At 58.7% G+C, this 17,246-nt stretch carries 16 protein-coding genes; 5 read left to right on the top strand and 11 right to left on the bottom strand.

Features of this window, described 5'->3' with window-relative positions; translation table 11 throughout:
- Window positions 1-93: 93 nt before the first annotated feature.
- Window positions 94-945: a nitronate monooxygenase gene (locus tag RSO67_RS11645; protein WP_315844225.1), complete on the bottom strand. Its 852-nt coding sequence runs from the start codon at window positions 943-945 to the stop codon at window positions 94-96.
- A gap of 216 nt (window positions 946-1,161) precedes the next feature.
- Here RSO67_RS11645 and RSO67_RS11640 point away from each other — a divergent pair, with 216 nt between their 5' ends.
- On the top strand, window positions 1,162-2,130 hold the full coding sequence (locus tag RSO67_RS11640; protein WP_315843592.1) for a LysR family transcriptional regulator: 969 nt from the start codon (window positions 1,162-1,164) through the stop codon (window positions 2,128-2,130).
- Between the two features lie 49 nt (window positions 2,131-2,179).
- Here RSO67_RS11640 and RSO67_RS11635 read toward each other — a convergent pair whose 3' ends face one another.
- Window positions 2,180-3,160 carry a LysR family transcriptional regulator gene (locus RSO67_RS11635; protein ID WP_315843591.1) on the bottom strand — a complete coding sequence of 327 codons (981 nt, stop codon included), beginning with the start codon at window positions 3,158-3,160 and terminating at the stop codon, window positions 2,180-2,182.
- Window positions 3,161-3,390: 230 nt separating this feature from the next.
- Between RSO67_RS11635 and RSO67_RS11630 the strand changes: the two genes are divergently transcribed.
- The 4 genes from RSO67_RS11630 (at window position 3,391) to RSO67_RS11615 (ending at window position 8,226) form a co-directional block, all read left to right on the top strand.
- A complete protein-coding gene (locus RSO67_RS11630; RefSeq protein ID WP_315843590.1) occupies window positions 3,391-4,908 on the top strand; it encodes a CoA-acylating methylmalonate-semialdehyde dehydrogenase in 1,518 nt (505 codons plus the stop codon).
- A 123-nt stretch (window positions 4,909-5,031) separates the two neighbouring features.
- The gene (locus RSO67_RS11625) at window positions 5,032-6,285 is read left to right on the top strand and encodes a YbfB/YjiJ family MFS transporter (RefSeq protein ID WP_315843589.1); all 1,254 of its coding nucleotides are present in this window, start codon (window positions 5,032-5,034) and stop codon (window positions 6,283-6,285) included.
- Window positions 6,286-6,614: 329 nt separating this feature from the next.
- The gene (locus tag RSO67_RS11620; protein ID WP_315843588.1) at window positions 6,615-7,226 is read left to right on the top strand and encodes a glutathione S-transferase; all 612 of its coding nucleotides are present in this window, start codon (window positions 6,615-6,617) and stop codon (window positions 7,224-7,226) included.
- Between the two features lie 88 nt (window positions 7,227-7,314).
- Entirely contained in the window at window positions 7,315-8,226 is a 912-nt protein-coding gene (locus RSO67_RS11615) for a pyridoxamine 5'-phosphate oxidase family protein (protein WP_315843587.1), read from the top strand.
- Between the two features lie 114 nt (window positions 8,227-8,340).
- On the opposite strand, the gene RSO67_RS11610 is transcribed toward RSO67_RS11615, so the two are convergent.
- From RSO67_RS11610 to RSO67_RS11575, 9 genes are all read right to left on the bottom strand, one after another.
- Window positions 8,341-9,357, bottom strand: a complete 1,017-nt coding sequence (locus RSO67_RS11610; protein WP_315843586.1) for a carbon-nitrogen hydrolase family protein — start codon at window positions 9,355-9,357, stop codon at window positions 8,341-8,343.
- Window positions 9,358-9,420: 63 nt separating this feature from the next.
- Entirely contained in the window at window positions 9,421-9,726 is a 306-nt protein-coding gene (locus tag RSO67_RS30475) for a hypothetical protein (RefSeq protein ID WP_410001838.1), read from the bottom strand.
- 213 nt (window positions 9,727-9,939) lie between these two features.
- Window positions 9,940-10,992: a phenylacetaldoxime dehydratase family protein gene (locus tag RSO67_RS11605; protein ID WP_315843585.1), complete on the bottom strand. Its 1,053-nt coding sequence runs from the start codon at window positions 10,990-10,992 to the stop codon at window positions 9,940-9,942.
- 23 nt (window positions 10,993-11,015) lie between these two features.
- Window positions 11,016-11,750, bottom strand: a complete 735-nt coding sequence (locus RSO67_RS11600; protein ID WP_315843584.1) for an ABC transporter ATP-binding protein — start codon at window positions 11,748-11,750, stop codon at window positions 11,016-11,018.
- Entirely contained in the window at window positions 11,747-12,526 is a 780-nt protein-coding gene (locus RSO67_RS11595; protein WP_315843583.1) for an ABC transporter ATP-binding protein, read from the bottom strand. The genes RSO67_RS11600 and RSO67_RS11595 overlap by 4 nt, the downstream gene beginning before the upstream one ends.
- Window positions 12,519-13,727 (bottom strand): branched-chain amino acid ABC transporter permease, encoded by a 1,209-nt coding sequence (locus tag RSO67_RS11590; protein WP_315843582.1) that lies wholly within the window; start codon window positions 13,725-13,727, stop codon window positions 12,519-12,521. Before RSO67_RS11590 ends, RSO67_RS11595 begins: the two co-directional genes overlap by 8 nt.
- Window position 13,728: 1 nt before the next feature.
- Window positions 13,729-14,649 carry a branched-chain amino acid ABC transporter permease gene (locus RSO67_RS11585; RefSeq protein ID WP_315843581.1) on the bottom strand — a complete coding sequence of 307 codons (921 nt, stop codon included), beginning with the start codon at window positions 14,647-14,649 and terminating at the stop codon, window positions 13,729-13,731.
- Between the two features lie 79 nt (window positions 14,650-14,728).
- Window positions 14,729-15,892 carry a branched-chain amino acid ABC transporter substrate-binding protein gene (locus tag RSO67_RS11580; RefSeq protein WP_315843580.1) on the bottom strand — a complete coding sequence of 388 codons (1,164 nt, stop codon included), beginning with the start codon at window positions 15,890-15,892 and terminating at the stop codon, window positions 14,729-14,731.
- Between the two features lie 568 nt (window positions 15,893-16,460).
- Entirely contained in the window at window positions 16,461-17,054 is a 594-nt protein-coding gene (locus RSO67_RS11575) for a MarR family winged helix-turn-helix transcriptional regulator (protein ID WP_315843579.1), read from the bottom strand.
- Between the last annotated feature and the right edge of the window lie 192 nt (window positions 17,055-17,246).

The following is a 17,246-nucleotide window of genomic DNA, read 5'->3' as shown; positions in this document are numbered from 1 at the left end:
TCTACTTCACTCGACGCAATGGCGCGGCGTCGGTTTTGATGAGGTCTTGCGACAGAGATAGTCGTGCTATCGCTTCGGATACGACGGAGTCGATCAACTCCCGTGCAGTTGGCAGGTCGTGGACCAGGCCGATTGCTTCACCGACCGTGACGTTCGCAGTGTCGTGATCACCTGAGATGCAGGCCGCTTCGACCTTCTGCAGCTCATCCGCCTGGATTTTTCCGAGCTCGGTCTCGCGGCCGTGCCACTGCTCGATGAATTTGTTGCGGAGCAGGCGCCCCGTGTATGGGAACGGCCACGCTTTCTGACGAACGACGTCGTAGACCGTCGTCCGAATGGTATCGTCGCCGCTCGCGGCGACGACTTTCTTTTGGCATCCTCGTGGATCAGCGCTTCTTGCGTGGCCCAGAAGCGAGTGCCCATAAGTACGCCGTCGGCGCCGAGCATGAGAGCCGCGGCAAGGCCGCGTCCATCCGCGATGCCACCGGCGGCCGCCACCAATGTTCGCGGCGACCGTACGGCACAAAGATCGACGACGTCCGGAACGAACGGCATGGTCGAGCGGACGGCGAAACCGTGGCCGCCCGCTTCGGTGCCTTGTGCGACGATGACGTCAGCTCCGACGTCGATGGCACGCTTTGCATGCTCGATCGTATGCACCTGGCAAATGAGAGGTATCCCACGCTGCTTGACACGGGCGCCGAGTGGCGCAGGATCGCCGAAAGACAGCATCATCGCTGTCGGACGTTGATCCAGGGCAAGATCGAACAGAGCGGTGTCCGGCGTGACGGACCATGTGATGAAGCCGCAGCCGACCCTGTCATGGCTGATCTTTGCGGACTCGGCTTCAAACCACTGACGGTCGCCGTAGCCTCCGCCCAACAGACCCAGAGCACCGGCATCACTTACCGCCGACGCGAGCACGCCGCCGGCAGCCGGCGTCATCGGGGCGAGGATGATCGGATGCGAGATGCCGAAGAAGTCTGTTAGTCGGGTCCGTAGGCCAAACCCATTGAAAGTATTTGCCATATCGCATTGCCTCCAAAAATGGCAGCTCTTGTGACTGCCTCAAAATTGACAGCTTGGCTTAAGTCTGGCGTTGACACATTACAAATGATTAGATTTGATCATTTTCATCTGCTTTTGAGATGGAGCGTTGAGATGAATAGCGCAGACCTCAAGTTTTTCCGGGCTGTTGCGGATGCTCGCAGCATTTGCGGTGCAGCAGGTGTTCTGAACACCGTCCAGTCCAACGTCACGGCTCGCGTCCGTGCGTTGGAGATCGAGCTAGGTGCGCCGCTGTTCCATCGGTCCCGAAAAGGTGTGACGCTCACTCACATGGGAGATAGACTGCTTCCCTACGCCGTCCAGGTCGGTGAACTGCTGGCGCAAGCTCGCAAGGCCGTCACCGACGACATCCTTCCTTCAGGCCAACTGCGGATCGGATCGTTAGAAACGACCGCCGCCCTACGGCTTCCACCCACTCTGATACGTTTTGCGCAGAGATACCCCGCAGTGGATGTGCACATCGAAACGGGGCCTACGGATCATTTGCTCCAACGCGTGCTGGAGCGAAAGATCGACGGCGCGTTCGTTTCCGGCCCTGTAGAGCATATCGATCTCGAGATTACGCCTGTCGTGGTCGAAGAGCTCGTGATCGTGTCTAAAGCATCGACCATGACATGGGAGCAGCTACGTTCTGAATTCGTTCAGAGCGGCGCTAAAGTGCTCGCCTTCCGCTCGGGTTGCTCGTACCGAAAGCGGATGGAGGCATTTCTGGCGCACGATGGTGTATTCGACGCTCGTTGGATGGAGATGGGAACGCTAGACGGCATCATCGGTTGCGTTGCGGCTGGAATCGGAATTGCGATGCTTCCCATCTCCGTAACCCAAATGGCCATCGATGCCGGTCATATCCGCGCGCATGCTCTACCCAATGGAGCCGGACTAGCTACTACGGTGTTCGTTCGAAGAAAGAACGATTATCTTTCGACTACCCTGCGAAGCTTCATTAACAACGTCGGTTCATGTGCATCCATCACGAAGGTCGATCAGAACGGCGCGGTGGACCGAGCGGAAGATGCGGCACTGTATAATAGCGAGCGCTTTCTTCCTGCCGCGGGTCATTGAACGAAACGGTCTACAACCTGTCTTTCGGCAGGAGGGAATCGGTCCACTGTCAGCCAAAGCCGTTTCTCATGGTATTCCGCAGAAATTCTACGAACACTCGCACGGTTCGCGGGACGTGCGACGAGTACGGCCGAATCGCAAATAGCTGGTCTCCAAAAGCTCCGGCAACTCGCCAGTCCGGCAGCACGACTTCCAGCTTGCCCGCTTCTATGTAGCTTTGCGCGCTGAAATCAGGAAGGAGAGCGATACCGATCCCACCCAATGCCGCCTCACGCAGAACCTCGCTGTTATTGGCAGCAAAGCTTCCGGCGACTTCAACCGTGATCCGCTCGCCATCGCCTTTCCTGGGTTCGAGCGTCCAGATGGGCACCACGTTTCCTCGCATGTAATGCAGACAGTCATGGCCCGTCAGATCGTGTGGGATGGAAGGCACGCCACGTCGCCGCAAGTAGCCGCGTGTGGCGACCAGAAGCGAATTCGTTTTCGAAAGCCGCCAAGCGACGTGCGTGTCCGGAACGCTCGCTACGTGCCGAATAGCCAGATCGAAACCTTCCTTGGCGAGTGAACTAAGATGGTCGGACAGTTCTAGCTCGATCCTCACGGCGGGATGCATGCGCAGAAAATCAGGGATCAGCGGGGCAATCCGCTGCCGGCCGAGAGCCACGGGGACCGTGACGCGGAGCAGACCACGCGGTGCCGCGGCCATGTCCTTCACCGACGCGAAGCTTCGGTCCAGATCCGAAAAATGCGCGCGCGTTTCATCGACGAGCTGCTGACCGGCTTCGGTGAGACGCATCGTCCGGGTGGTCCGTCGGACAAGTGACACCCCGGCAGCCTGTTCCAATTCGCCGATGCGATGGCTCATCGCCGCCTTACTTACGCCTAGCCGCTCGGCGGCGGCTGTAAAACTTCCCATATCAGCTAATACGACGAGCCAATGCATGTGCGACCACAACGCCTCGATCCGTTTTGTTTTCATCGTGGCGGTCGCTTCATGTTTTTGGGCTATCAGCTCGAAGGGGCACGTCATCGACCCGCCGACACCATGATTCCATTGAGACTGCCTCCTCGTACCCAGCCTACGCGGAATGGACGCTTTCCCTTTGACGCTCGTGAAAGGCAGGCCCTGGCGGACAAACAAGGTAGCTCAGGCATCCGGGGCATTGTTCACTTTTTTGAACAGTTAGTCCACGTCTTATGCATATCCGGAAATTGCCGGAGCTCCTATTCGTAGCCATCACTTAACGATGGAGCAGACCGATGACCCAAACGCCCTTCACGTCGAACGAAGATGTCGTCAACTTCATTGACGGAGACAAAGTGCCCGGTTCGACCTCCGAACGTCGCCCGATCTACAACCCGGCACTTGGCAAGGTCGCACGAGACCTTGTGCTGGCGGGCCCGGCAGACGTCGATGCTGCTGTTGAGAGCGCAAAACGGGCCTTCCCGCGCTGGTCAGACACGCCGCCTATCCGCCGGGCCCGTGTGATGAACCGGTTCTTGCAGTTGGTGAACGAAAACAGCGATGTTCTGGCTGCGATGATCACTGCGGAACACGGCAAGGTTTTCAGTGATGCTCAAGGCGAGGTGGCCCGGGGCATCGACATCATCGAGTTCGCGTGCGGGATCCCGCAGCTCCTGAAAGGCGATTTCACGGATCAGGTCAGCACGGGCATGGACAATTGGACCATGCGTCAGCCGCTTGGTGTCGTGGCGGGCATCACACCTTTCAATTTTCCCGTGATGGTCCCCTGTTGGATGTTTCCGGTCGCGATCGCAGCCGGCAACTGTTTCATCTTAAAGCCTAGCGAGCGCGATCCCTCTCCGTCGCTTTTCTTGGCCGAACTGTTGATCCGGGCAGGATTGCCGAAGGGCGTCTTCAACGTCGTACAGGGTGACAAGACGGTAGTTGACGCCTTGCTAAAGCATCCGGACGTCGCAGCGATCAGCTTTGTCGGATCCACACCCATAGCCCACTACGTTCACCAGCAAGGATCGCAATTCGGAAAACGTGTCCAGGCGCTGGGCGGCGCGAAGAATCACATGGTGGTAATGCCCGACGCTGATCTGTCGCAGGCCGTGGATGCCCTCATTGGCGCAGGGTATGGCTCCGCTGGCGAACGGTGCATGGCCGTCAGCGTCGCCCTGTTTGTGGGCGACGTCGCGGACAGAATACTACCCATGCTCGCCGACCGCGTCAAAAAGCTACGGATCGAGAATGGCATGAACAGCGAGGCGGAGATGGGCCCGATCGTCACCCGCGAGGCACTCGATCGCATCGAGGGTTACGTCCAGATTGGCGTCGATGAGGGGGCTACGCTCCTGGTGGACGGACGCGGTCATAAGGTCCCGGGGTATGAGGATGGCTTCTTTACCGGCGGCTCTCTGTTCGACAACGTCACGCCATCGATGCGGATCTACAAGGAAGAGATATTCGGACCTGTACTGTCCTGTATTCGCGTCAAAGATTTTGGCGAAGCGGTGCAGTTGATCAACGATCACGAGTTCGGAAATGGAGTTTCCTGCTACACGCGAGACGGAAACGTGGCACGTGAATTCTCGCGTCGCATTCTCGTCGGAATGGTCGGCATCAACGTGCCTATCCCTGTGCCAATGGCCTGGCATGGCTTCGGCGGCTGGAAGCGAAGCTTATTCGGCGACACGCACGCGTATGGCGAAGAAGGCGTGCGATTCTACACGCGGCAGAAATCCATCATGCAACGTTGGCCGGAAAGCACAGCGAACGGCCCAGAATTTGCGATGCCTACCGCTAAATAGACCTCCGCCCATAAGCGCCCGGGTCGGATTGCTCATATCCGGCCCGGATAGAAAGCCTACGAACTCCTCACGGAGCCGTGAAGTATCTTTGACTTACTGTCGGATCGACGAAAGGACGAAGCGATGGCCACGACATCGTTCAGTCAATCGAAAGCGCACGAAGCGATTTTGCCAAAAGCATGGGTCGTCGCCTTGGTTGGAGGGGCATCCCTCTCGATCGCAATGGGGATCGGTCGGTTCGCGTTCACTCCATTGCTTCCGATGATGCTCCACGAGGGGGTGGTCGATCTGCAATCCGGAAGTCATCTGGCCACGGCTAATTACGTTGGCTACCTGCTCGGTGCGATGGTTGCGGCCACGCAACCCTCGATCATCAGATGGCTGTCGTGGCAGCGAAGTCCGCCCTCGGCAGGTATCGTCCGATGGGGGTTGTTGCTGACTACGCTGCTCACCGGACTTATGGCCTTCCCCGTGCCGAGTCTGTGGCTTTCCCTCCGGCTCCTGGCGGGCGCCGGGAGTGCCTACGTGCTCGTCTTCACGTCAGGATGGTGTCTCACACACCTGGCTCGCCATGACCGACCTACGCTGGGCGGCCTAATTTTCATGGGGCCAGGCATCGGGATCGTGATTTCGGGGCTCGCCGCCAGCGCACTAGCTCGCAATCATTTCACGTCCGGGTCCGGATGGCTCTTTTTTGCCGGTCTCAGCGCCGTAGTCACGGCGGGCGTGTGGACGACGTTTCAGGGCACCGATCCCCACTTCGAGACCGTTGAGCCAATTGTATCAACGAAGCCATCGGTGAACAGCATTGAGATCGGACTTTTCGTTCTGGCATACGGTCTCGCCGGATTTGGCTATATAATCACAGCTACGTTTCTGCCTGTGATTGCCAGGAGCACGCTGAGCTCCTCGCCTTGGATAGACCTGTTCTGGCCACTGGTCGGGTTCGGAGCCGCAATCGGTTCGGCACTTTCCATCCTGACGCCGAGGACATTGAACCGCCGCCTTGCATTGGCGGGCCTCTATGCCATTCAATCACTCGGGGTTGCGTTGACCCTCTTCTTTCCGTCGCTCGAAGGTTTTATCGCCGGCAGCATTCTCGTCGGAATCCCCTTCATGGTCATCACGTTCTACGCCATGCAGGAAGCCAAGCATCTACGTCCACACCATTCGGCCGCGTTGATGGGGGCGCTTACGGCAGCGTTCGGAATGGGACAGATACTCGGGCCGGCGGCCGTAGCCGCCTTTGCAGCGAGTGAGTTCTCCCATGCACATGCCTTCGCGTTCTCGCTCGGCACCGCGGCTGCGAGTCTGGCCATAGGCGCCCTGCTTTTCCTGACGATGAACATCTGCTGGCCGCATAGAAAGGGCAACTAACGCGGGCAAGCGAGGTGGCGACTCCGCGTCACCGCATCCGAGAGCCCGTCCGTCGAACAGATAGGGATGAGCCGGTTGGTCTGCTCGGGCAGGCTCGACTGGTCCACCGATCGACCAGGGTCGCCAAGCAGGCGTACCATGTCGAATTTGTACAGATAACCAGGATACGTCGTCCGCTCAGCGTTCGTTCAGCGCGGTGTGTCTCCGCCCACTTGCATTCTTTCATATTTTGAAAGGCTGCATTTCGCTAAGGCGGTATTCTGCACTCGACCGTCTCGGGTTATGGTTCTTACCTGCGAAAAACGTCAGAGCATGAGAAGAAGCTATTTATGAAACTGTATCATCGACCTTTGTCCGGACATTCCCACCGGGTCCGTCTTTTTTTGTCGATCATCGGGGAGGACTGCGAACTGATCGCTGTTGCTCAAGGAGCCAACCGCGAACCCACGTTTTTGAAAATCAATCCATTTGGGCAGGTGCCGGTACTGGTCGACGGCGATGTAATCATCGCGGATTCGAACGCCATACTGGTGTATCTGGCCAAGAAGCACGGTAGGACCGACTGGCTGCCGGAAGACGCGACTGGTGCCGCTGCGGTCCAACGATGGCTTTCGGTGGCGGCGAACGAAATCGCGAACGGTCCATGCGCTGCCCGTCTAATTACGATCTTCAAAGCCCCGCTAAGCGCTGAGCAGGTCATTCAAAACTCGCACAAAGTGTTGAACACGATCGATGGCGTGCTGACGGAGCGAGAGTGGGTTGCGCTCGACCGTCCGACCCTGGCCGACCTAGCGCTCTACAGTTACATCGCGCGCGCGCCGGAGGGCAACGTCGATACGTCTAGCTACCCCCACATCCAATCTTGGCTAGCACGCGTCGAGGGACTGCCCAATTTCTTCCCCTTCGTAGAAACTGCGGTTGGCCTCAGGACCCCGTCGTGAGGATCGCACGATGTCGGAACATCCATTGGCGAGTACGACAATGCTCGAGAGGCTAGGGCGTTCGCCCTGGCATGGCGGAGAGCTCGCATTGCAACGCGCCCTAGGCGTTGCCGAGCGCATGGAATCGCGAGGCCGACAGGTCGTCCGTGACCATCTGACCGGGCAACACCGAGAGTTTTTTGCCGGTCTCCGATATCTCGTTCTAGGCGCGGTGGATGGGCAAGGGTTGCCCTGGTCCACCTTACGTGAGGGAAGCGTCGGGTTCATCAGGGTCGAAAATGAGCGGACCCTCCATATCGAGGCCGATGAGCGGCTCCTAGATCCTGCGCAGTCGGGGCTGTCGAATGGAAACGCCGTTGCTGCACTCGGAATCCAGCTCGATACTGGACGACGCAATCGAGCGAATGGATGGATCGTGGAATCCTCGCGCAATGGTTTCGATATTGGAATCGAACATAGTTTTGGGAATTGTGCGAAACATATCCGTTTGCGTGATCACCTTCCCCTTCAAGCGGGCAGCCCACCTGTGAATGAGAGGGCGGAGTTCTTCAGGGCTCTTGAAGGTCGGCATATCGCCATGATTGGACGTGCCGATACGTTCTTCGTGGCGTCGTACTGCGAACGCAAAGATGGCGCACGGCAGGTCGATGTATCGCATCGCGGTGGATGTCCGGGCTTTATCGATGTCTCGCGGAACGGTTGGTTGACGATACCCGACTACGCGGGCAACAATTTCTTCAACACGCTCGGCAATGTTCTCGTCACCGGCAAGGCCGGGCTGACCTTTCCGTCATTTGAGAATGGTACCTTGCTGCAAATGACCGGTGACGCCGAGGTGAATCTGAATTCCGGCTCGTCTATCCGTTCCCGAGGGGCGGAGCGAACGTGGCGGTTCCGTCCGCGTAAGATCGTCGAGCGCTCAGATGCGTTTTCTTTCAGATTGAAGCTTGTGTCAGACCTTGTCCTGCCGCCCGAGAGCCCCAGCGTTTTTGGCCAGTAGAACAACGAGCCTTCCATCACCGCTGCATAAAATGAGAATCCAGAAGTTGTTGCAAAAGCGAGGTCTTACAGTAAGCCTCAAGCCGCACCGCGATAATCGTCAGCTCGGCTCGCATTAGGGCTCGACCGGCGGCCCAAGCTCAGCCAAGCGGGTAAGAGGACCATCAACGAAAGTCGCCGGCACGATGCGTTTTCGGTTGACCGTCAAATCAAAGACGTCGAACCGATTATAGTACCCGACGACGTCATGGAATTGCTTCGGCTCGATACAGCGGCGCAGATCAAAGTCGGCGTACGCGATTCCTTCTTCGTCCTGAAGGGAATCGCCGAGTATCTCACCCGTCGGATCGACGAAGAAGCTCGCGGCACGCTGCGTTTGATCAATCACGTCGATGACCGACGGATCACGCGCAACTAGGTAATCCCGCATTGCCGCGTCCATGTAACCGGCCGTGATGATGCCGAACGCCTTCGCTTCAAAGGAATGGGCGCTGGCTCGGATGCGGTTGGCGGCCACGTTATTGAAATTGCCTCCGGCACTGGGCCGACGAGTAGGCCACATCGGGGGCCAGCTCGAAATGTGGATCTGCTCCGCCTGAGCCATTAGGGTGTAACGTGCGAGCGGATTGGTGTTTTCGCCGCAGATTAGGTTGCCGACACGGCCGGCCGGTGTATCTACGACGCAAAGGCCAGCACCGTCACCGGCAGCCCAGATGAGCTTCTCGTAGAACGTCGGCACCAGTTTGCGGTGATGGTTGAGCAATGCGCCGTCAGGTCCGATTAGGACGTTGCTGTTCCAGATCAAGCCGACGCTGGCGGGCGAGCTTTCGCTGATGCCCATCGACACCGTGACGCCGAGCGCTTTGGCTTCGTTGCGCAATGCGGCCATTTCAGGTCCGTCGATGGCGACCGACTGCTCGGCCATCGTCACAAAGAGATCGTGGTTTTCGATCGGCGCCCACAATGCGGCCCAAACAGGAAATGCAGGGATGAAAGTCTCAGGGAATGCGATCAGCCGCGCTCCGCCCTTCGCGGCTTCCCTGATGATGGAAATCGCTTTCGCCGTAGTGGCAGCGCGATCGAGGAACACCGGCGCAGCGTGGACAGCCGCTACCTTTACGGGGGATTGCATACTGCGCTCCTAGTGGGGGCAGGACCGGAAAGAATGGTCCGCGCTGGGATTATCGAAACCAGTTTAGTCGATCGCGAAAGGGCGGCCATCAGGCATTTCTGCACTTGGATGTGCGCAGAAGCCGCCTCCCGGATAATTTTCGCAAACGGAAATCGCCGGTGGCGCGGTGCAAACGGGCTTCACAGGTAGTAACTCCCGTCTCGACGAGTCCGCGACCAGCCTATCAATCTGGAGCGATCGTATGACCACGCCCTCTCCGACGAAGGCTTCGCGATTTGTTTCGATCGTTTCCAAATCGTATAGGTAATCGACCGTTATCCCAAAAGATTCTTGAACGCCGCGCAGGCTGACGTTTCTGCGCCAGTTCAATCGCTCAAGGTGCGCGCCATTACTCAGATGAGCGCGCTACCGGGTCGGGTGGATTCTTCAGCGACGACCACCGTGTCAGGTAAATTGCGCAGAGGCTCATGAACTCGTTGCGTCGCGCCTCGGTGGTCGGCAGAGCGAGCCGCTCATCCGACCCCCGGAAATCGCTCGTAGGCGGAACAATAGCTTGTCCGAAGATCCCCTACATGTCGTCGACTACCTCAATTGCTCGGCCTCGAAATAGCCTGAGATTCCGGTGCCAGGGGCGCAATTGACGTACTCAAAGATTTGCCCCTGCTCCGGCAACACGAAGACCTCATGCCAGGTACGCAGCTGATTGGCTTTGCCATACTTGCGATAGCGCGCGATCGCGGCCGTGAAGATCGCCTCATGGGAAGCATGACGTTCGGCCCAGTTTTCCATGTGGCCCAACGACAGAAAATATCCCAGCGCGTGTGTTTCGAGTGCGGGAACGCCTGTGGGGTCGCATGTCTGCTGGAATCGCAAAGAACAACATCCAGTCGCTGTCGGACTTTCGCGCAGATAGTCCATGCCTCGTTCCAGCGGAGCGCGCAGGTCGCGCATATAGTCCTCGGTCTGGCTCGGATCGCATCGACCCCAAAACGCCGCCGAGCGGATCATAGCGAAATTGTGTGGCGTCACGATGCGCCACCGCGCCGAGCGAGTGCTGCGTTCTTTCGACGCCGGCAGATCGCCGTAGGCCGGCGCTAAGGCATCCACCGCAGCCAACGGGATGCGATCGCGCATTGCCCCATAGTATCCACAGTAGGGCGTTGGGTATACCGCCACATCATCGGATCTACTCAGGCCGGCAGGATAGTCCTGCCAGTACAACGTCTCCTGTCTTTCCACCGGCACCGTCACGCTCTCCCGGAAGTAACCGTTCGGCTCCTTCAGGCGTGCGGTGTCGCTCCACCAGCCTGCTACAAGCGGATCGTTGATCCAGGTATTGCGACGCTGCTGATCTACCCAATAGGCGGCGACGATGTGCGTATAAAGGCCGTTCGGATCGATGAACCAGGCATGGTCGTGGACGGTGGGGCCGCTCGGCAGCGCGACCGCGTCCTCAATCCAACGGAAAAACGGCGACGCGTAGACGCTCGCGGCGTCCTTGCCCTGGATTCCGTGGAAAGCTACGCAGAGTGTGTCACAGCTGTTCATAAAGCCCGCGGACCAGCGCTGGACCACTGGCTCGAACCCTTTGGGCTTCCGCAGCGGATTGACCCGATCGTAAACTTGAAGTCCCATTTTACTCCTCCCCATCTATTTGCTTAGTGCACACCGAAGTAAGCCTTATGCAGCTCAGAGTTCTGCTTGAGCGCGTCCGCGTCGCCCTCTGCCACCACTTGGCCCTGGACTAGTACGTAGCCGTAGTCGGCGACATCCAGCGTCTGCCGTACATTCTGCTCGACCAACAGGATCGATAGCCCGGCCGTCTTGAGCCGCCGCACGATCCCGAATACTTCTGAAACGAAAAGCGGCGACAGACCGAGGGACGGTTCGTCGAACACCACCAGTTCCGGATCCGTCATCAGCCCGCGCGCAATCGACAACATCGATCGTTCGCCTCCCGATAGCGTCCCTGCGAGCTGGCTCCGCCGCTCCTTGAGGCGCGGGAAGGTCTCGAATAACTCTTCCATGCGGGCGGCAACTCGCCTGTTGTCGCGCACCAAAAGACCGCCCACCTTAAGATTGTCGAGCACGGTCATGCGCGGCAGAACCCGGTTGCCCTCGGGCACGGTCGCGATTCCGAGAGCGGCGATCTTGTGGGTCGGCATATTGGCGATCGCGTCGCCGCCGAAAAAGACCTCACCCTTCCGCACCCGGTTCAGACCTAGAACCGTCCGGATAAGCGTGCTCTTGCCGGCGCCATTGGCGCCGAGAATGCACGTGACCTTGCCCGGTCTGGCCTCCACGCTGACGTTCTTCAAAACGTCGGCCCTGTCGTAGCCGGCGGTCAAGCCGATCACCGAGAGGCGGCGGGTCGCCGCTGTGTAGGTGCTCATGCACTTGCCCCCAGATAAGCTGTCTGAACCTGAGCATTGGCGATGAGACCATCGAACGGTCCCTCGAAGATCTTGCGCCCGAAATTCAGGACCACGCAGCGATCGGACACCCTGCGGATGACGTCCATTTCGTGTTCGACCAGAATAACCGCGAGGTCCGGCATCTCGGCGCGGAACGCCAACAGGTCGTCCATCAGCTGCCGAGTCTCGTCGTGCGTCATACCGGCGGATGGCTCGTCGAGCAGCAACAGGCGCGGCGCCCCGATCAATGCGCGGCAAATCTCGATGCGGCGACGATCAATCATGGTGAAAGCGCCTGCCGGCTGGAACAGCCGATCGGCAATGTGCGGATTAAAGCGGCACGCCAGCGCCTGCGCGTTGCCGATCATGGCGTCAAGCTCGGTGCGCCAACGACCGCGACGAAACAGGCTCGTCACAAGGCCAAGGTCTAGACGTGACAGCGCACCGACCGCGATGTTGTCGAACACGCTTTGATCCAGCATCAATCGAGAGCGCTGGAACGTACGTGCGACGCCAGCCCGTCCGATCATCTGCGGTGGCTTGGCGAACAGGTCCATATCCCCAAGGTGCACCGATCCGGCCGAAGGCGTGTACAGCCCGGTGATCACGTTAAAGAACGTGGTCTTACCCGAGCCGTTGGGGCCGACCAGACCGATGGTCTCCCCTTTGTGGATATCGATGTCGAGACCGTCCAGCGCCACCAGCCCGTCGAACCGCATGGTCAGGCCGGCGCATGCAAGCAATAGGTTACTCATGCCCGGCACCAGTCGTGCTCGTGAAACGCGACAGATCCCGCAACGGACGCGGCAAAATGCCGGATGGCCGGAAGAGCAAGATGCACAGTACGAGGACCGCGAAAATCAGGAGCCGATATTCCTGGATTGCCTGCAGCTTCTCGGGAATGACCAGAATGACGATAGCAGCCACCACGGCGCCCCAGAAATTGCCGAGTCCGCCGAGCACGATGATCGACAGCAACAGCAGAGATTCACCCAGTCCGGCGCCGTTCGGTGTCACAAAGCCATTCATCATGCCGTAGACCGCGCCCGCGGCACCGATGATCGCATTGCCGATCAGGAAGGCGAGGACCTTCCAGCGCGCGATCGAGAGTCCGAAGACCGAAGCGGCTGTCTCGTCGCTGCGCACTGCATCGAGCGCCACGCCGATCCACGAACGTTCGATCCTTCGCACAAGCGTGAAAGCCAGCGCGAATAGCCCGATCGAGAGGACCGCATAGGGAAGATAGAAGGAGACGTCCAAAGGTCCGAGCGAGGTCGTGCGGCCGAAATCGAAACCGAAGAGAGAGAAACTTCTGATCTTCATGCCCTGCGGACCACCGAACGTATCGTTCACCTCCAGCAATGTACGTAGTAGCAGTCCGAAGGCGATGGTGACGAGCGCCGCATAATGGCCGCGGGTGCGCAACACCGGCAGCAGCAGGACGACGCCGAGCACCCCGGTGACAAGCCCGCCGACGACGATAATGGCGAGATGCGGGATGCTGGCATACGCAGTCAGAACGGCCGCCGTATAGGAGCCGATGACAAAAAAAGCGGCGCCGGCGAAATTGACGACCCCAGCAAATGCCAGCTGCAAATTTAGGCCGATGCAGGCGGTGGCGAACAGCGCCACCGTAGCGAGCATTAGCAACGTGTAGTGCTCTTCGCGAAATGTTGCGGCTATCGCCAGTGCTCCGATCAGGGCGATTGCATTGGCGAAACCGCCGTAGTCACTGCAGATAGCCGAGATCTCCTGGCCGACGCCGGTGCGGTCGGCAAACGCGAATACGACTAGAAAGGCGGCCAGCAGTCCGAGCACCTGGATCTGCGATTCGGCGTGCACCATCAATCCGCCGCCTAGGAATAGTAGCGACACGATGACGACGACGACCATGCGCGGATAGCGTTGTAATCGCACCATGGGAAGCCGTGGAACCGAAGCGGGAATAATGCTCATCTCACACCCGCTCACTGCGTCGTTCGGCGATCAGCCCGGTCGGGAAAAAACCGATGAGAACAATAATGGCTGCGAAGGCGACGACGTCCTTGTAGGCACTGGAGAATGGCAGCAGCACGACGACCAGGGTCTGCACGCCCGCGAAAAGGAAGCCTCCGATGATCGGGCCAAGCAGACTGCCAAGCCCGCCAATCACAGCCGAAGCAAAGCCGATGATTCCGAGCAAAACGCCCATACTGAAATTGATCTCACGGTAATACAGACCCAGCATGCAACCGGCGAAAGCAGCCAACGCGGAGCCCAACGCAAACGTCCCCAGCACGACCCGCTGAAAGTCGATCCCCGACAACCGCGCGATCTCGCCATCCTGCGCAACCGCGCGGATCGACAGTCCCAGTCGGGTCCGCGTGATCAGAAGATGCGTGGCGAACACGAGCGACAAGCCGGCGCAAAGGATCATTACGCTATCGATGCCGACGCTGAAGGACCCGGTCGCTATGGTACCGCTTGGCAGCAATGCTGGAAACGGCTTCGGGTTTCCGCCATTTGGCACGCCGAGCCGGATGGTTTCGCGTAGCACGGTTCCTGCCATCAGCGTCGCAAGCAGCACGTTGACGGCTGGCGCGTGACGCAACGGCATAACCAGCAAGCGGCCGATCAGGATGCCGGCGAGCGATCCCATAGCTACGGCGGCGGCGAGGCCCGCGGCAAGTGCAAGCGCCGGCGAGAACACGACTAAGCCTCCCGCAAGTCCGACAGCGCCGAGACCGGAGAATGCGCCGACAGTGACAACGTCGCCGTGTGAGAACTTGATAATGTCCAGCACGCCGAAAAACAGCGAGAAACCGACCGCAATCATTGCATAGATCACGCCAAGCATCAGGCCGTTGAAAATTTGCTGGGCGAGAATGCCTAGATCCATCACATGGTCCTCGAAACAATGATTTGATAGAGGCTGGCTAGGGCGGCAGGGTGGATGCCCGCCACCTTGCCGAGAAAACTCAGTTCTTCGCGAGTTTCTTCTTGCCAGCGGCATAGTCGCTGTCCGGCCAATAGACCCACTTGCCGTCTTGAGCGACGTAGACATTGGCGTTGACGATGTTCTGGCGGTGCCCGTCGAAGTTGATCTCGCCGACCAGCGCCTTATGGCCCTTGGTGGTGTTGAGGACCGCTTTCACCTTCTTGCGGTCGGGCCCCACCTTCTCGATGGCATCGATCACCAAACTAGCGGCTGAATAGGCGAAGGGTCCGTAGGCGTCGGGGTCTTCGCGAAATCCCGCTTTGGCATACGCGTCGATAAAAGCCTGTCCCTGGGGATATTTGCTGATCGGGGCTCCGTTGTGGAATGAGACGGTACCCTCGCCGGCTGCGCCCGTGCCTTCGAGAAAGCCGGCTGTCATGATACCAGAAACTCCGGCCAGCTGCGCGGTCACGCCAACGCGATCCATCTGCGACCGCAGCCGGACTCCAAGCGGTGTCAGTCCGCCGACGAGTATCAGATCGGGCTTCAATTCCTTGATCTTCGTCAGTTCGGCTGTGAAATCCTGCTGGTCCGGGCTTACCGGAAAGGTTGCTATGACCTCGTTACCGGTAGGCTTGAGATACTCCGCGAAGTACTTGTTTTGGCCCTTGCCATAGTCCGTGGTGTCATGGATGACCACGAACTTCTTGTAGCCCTGCTTGGTCAGGAATTCGGCGGCGAGCTTGCCCTCATTGATCATCGTACCATTGACGCGGTGTATTTCCTTGAAATCGTTTCCATAGGTGATCTCAGGCAGGATCGCCCCCCAGACCACGACGGGTAGTCCAAAACGCGCGTAGGTGTCCACGGTCGCGATACCGACTGCGGAGCAATAATGCGTAACTCCGGCCACGATCGAGTTGTCGGAAGCGGCCTTGGTCGCCACCTGTATGCCGACATTTGGCTTGCATTCGTCGTCGAAGGTCACAAGTTCGTAGGTGTATTTTGCAGCCGGGTCTGCATTGCGCTGCTGCACGGCCAGCGTAGCTGAATTGCGGCCGCCGAGGCCCGGCGCCGAGTTACCGCCCGATAGCGGGCCGATGAAGGCAATCTTCACCGTATCCTTTGCTGCCGCGGGCGTATCAATTAGCGCGCACAGCGTAATCGCGCCCCCGAGCAACGATAACAATCTCGATTTGGTCATGACGGCTCCCTCTATCTCCGAGGTGAGCCTATCGGCTCACACAGGGGAGGCCATTAGGCATTTCTGCAAGGCTACGTGCGGGGACTAGCCGTGTGCATGAAACAAGCAGTTTACCGTGCGCCGGTGAGGCATCGTGCTGGTTTTCTGTGCGACTGCGATCGCGGACGTGTCGAAAGATCATGACTGGTGCTATCCGACACGATGAGATCTTCGGGACTCCACTGACGCAGGTATAGAACCCAGGCGAGCCTTATATTGTGCGGCAGCCATCTAACGTCTTGTGCTCTAGTGGACTACTCGTGGCGCTGAAGTGCCGAGCTTCCTTCAAACGGCGTCTTCCCGCTTCGCGCGTAGCCCGGCTCACGTAACGACTAAGATTTTTGGCCTGACGGATATTCTGGACCAGCGGGATGAGGCCGCCGTGTTCTTTACGCCAGCGATACTGCCAACGTCTGGCGCATGCTGGCGTGCACAGGATATCGTAGAAGATCATTACCAACACGGCTTTCACCGGCTTGTCGATCGAATCCGCGAACGGCGGCGTTGAACGCCGATGTGACGATGGTTATTATGACTTTGCCGACGATCTCGATCGAAGCAAGGTCTTTGCAAGTACTGGCGTTTGTCGACGAGTAGCTCTCGAGTCGAGGTCCGCCTGCGCTTTGAGTTCCGAAAGCTGATGAAACATATGCTTTAGAACCTTTCGCGCCGTGGCGAGCTCGGACTCGGGCAGGCCTGCAGTCAACCGGGTCTCATAGGCTTGCGCAACCGGAGCCAGAAGTCTGGACAGCTCTTTGCCGCGTGGCGCAACGGTCAAAACCAATTCCCGTCGATTTGTCTTTGATCGCACTTTTGCGAGAAGTTTATCGGCTTGCATGGTCTCGACCAATCGAGAGAGCGTCGAGGCGTCAATTGACGTCATGGTCGCAAGATCGACTAGTCGTTGCTCACCCATCTCTGAAAGCACTGCAATGACGCGCCACATGGGCACGCTCAGGTCAAATGGGGCAATATCTCGGGCGAAGAGCTGAGTCGTGGCGTTGGCTACACGATTGATGAGGTACGGAAGCAACTCGTTCAGATGAAAGTCGGTGGATTTGGTCTTGGCTGTCCCGACAGCCACCCGCCGTTTTTTTGTTTCAACAACAGTCCGCTTAGCCATTCGACCCACCAGCCACGCGCTTTTGACGTCCAAGGTTGAATGACGATGAGCCGGGGAAATGTCAATCTCCGTCGAAGGAACCGGGCACGCGCGAACGATTCGAGGCGACCGGCGCCGATCCATCATTCAGGCAGCCGGGTTGCGGATAGCTACCGACACGATCGTTGTTGAAGAAGCATGCGAAGCTCCCTG

The sequence above is a fragment of the Tardiphaga sp. 709 genome, from assembly GCF_032401055.1.
In the GTDB taxonomy this organism is placed as follows: Bacteria; Pseudomonadota; Alphaproteobacteria; order Rhizobiales; family Xanthobacteraceae; genus Tardiphaga.
Note: the sequence above shows the minus strand (reverse complement) of the source record. Positions and strands in the feature narration are given on the sequence as shown.

What these genes read in the sequence shown, in the direction of transcription:
- RSO67_RS11645 (WP_315844225.1), bottom strand. Translation starts at nt 945, where the DNA reads ATGACGCCGGCTGCCGGCGGCGTGCTCGCGTCGGCGGTAAGTGATGCC.
- RSO67_RS11640 (WP_315843592.1), top strand. Translation starts at nt 1,162, where the DNA reads ATGAATAGCGCAGACCTCAAGTTTTTCCGGGCTGTTGCGGATGCTCGC.
- RSO67_RS11635 (WP_315843591.1), bottom strand. Translation starts at nt 3,160, where the DNA reads ATGACGTGCCCCTTCGAGCTGATAGCCCAAAAACATGAAGCGACCGCC.
- RSO67_RS11630 (WP_315843590.1), top strand. Translation starts at nt 3,391, where the DNA reads ATGACCCAAACGCCCTTCACGTCGAACGAAGATGTCGTCAACTTCATT.
- RSO67_RS11625 (WP_315843589.1), top strand. Translation starts at nt 5,032, where the DNA reads ATGGCCACGACATCGTTCAGTCAATCGAAAGCGCACGAAGCGATTTTG.
- RSO67_RS11620 (WP_315843588.1), top strand. Translation starts at nt 6,615, where the DNA reads ATGAAACTGTATCATCGACCTTTGTCCGGACATTCCCACCGGGTCCGT.
- RSO67_RS11610 (WP_315843586.1), bottom strand. Translation starts at nt 9,357, where the DNA reads ATGCAATCCCCCGTAAAGGTAGCGGCTGTCCACGCTGCGCCGGTGTTC.
- RSO67_RS11605 (WP_315843585.1), bottom strand. Translation starts at nt 10,992, where the DNA reads ATGGGACTTCAAGTTTACGATCGGGTCAATCCGCTGCGGAAGCCCAAA.
- RSO67_RS11600 (WP_315843584.1), bottom strand. Translation starts at nt 11,750, where the DNA reads ATGAGCACCTACACAGCGGCGACCCGCCGCCTCTCGGTGATCGGCTTG.
- RSO67_RS11595 (WP_315843583.1), bottom strand. Translation starts at nt 12,526, where the DNA reads ATGAGTAACCTATTGCTTGCATGCGCCGGCCTGACCATGCGGTTCGAC.
- RSO67_RS11590 (WP_315843582.1), bottom strand. Translation starts at nt 13,727, where the DNA reads ATGAGCATTATTCCCGCTTCGGTTCCACGGCTTCCCATGGTGCGATTA.
- RSO67_RS11585 (WP_315843581.1), bottom strand. Translation starts at nt 14,649, where the DNA reads ATGGATCTAGGCATTCTCGCCCAGCAAATTTTCAACGGCCTGATGCTT.
- RSO67_RS11580 (WP_315843580.1), bottom strand. Translation starts at nt 15,892, where the DNA reads ATGACCAAATCGAGATTGTTATCGTTGCTCGGGGGCGCGATTACGCTG.
- RSO67_RS11575 (WP_315843579.1), bottom strand. Translation starts at nt 17,054, where the DNA reads ATGGCTAAGCGGACTGTTGTTGAAACAAAAAAACGGCGGGTGGCTGTC.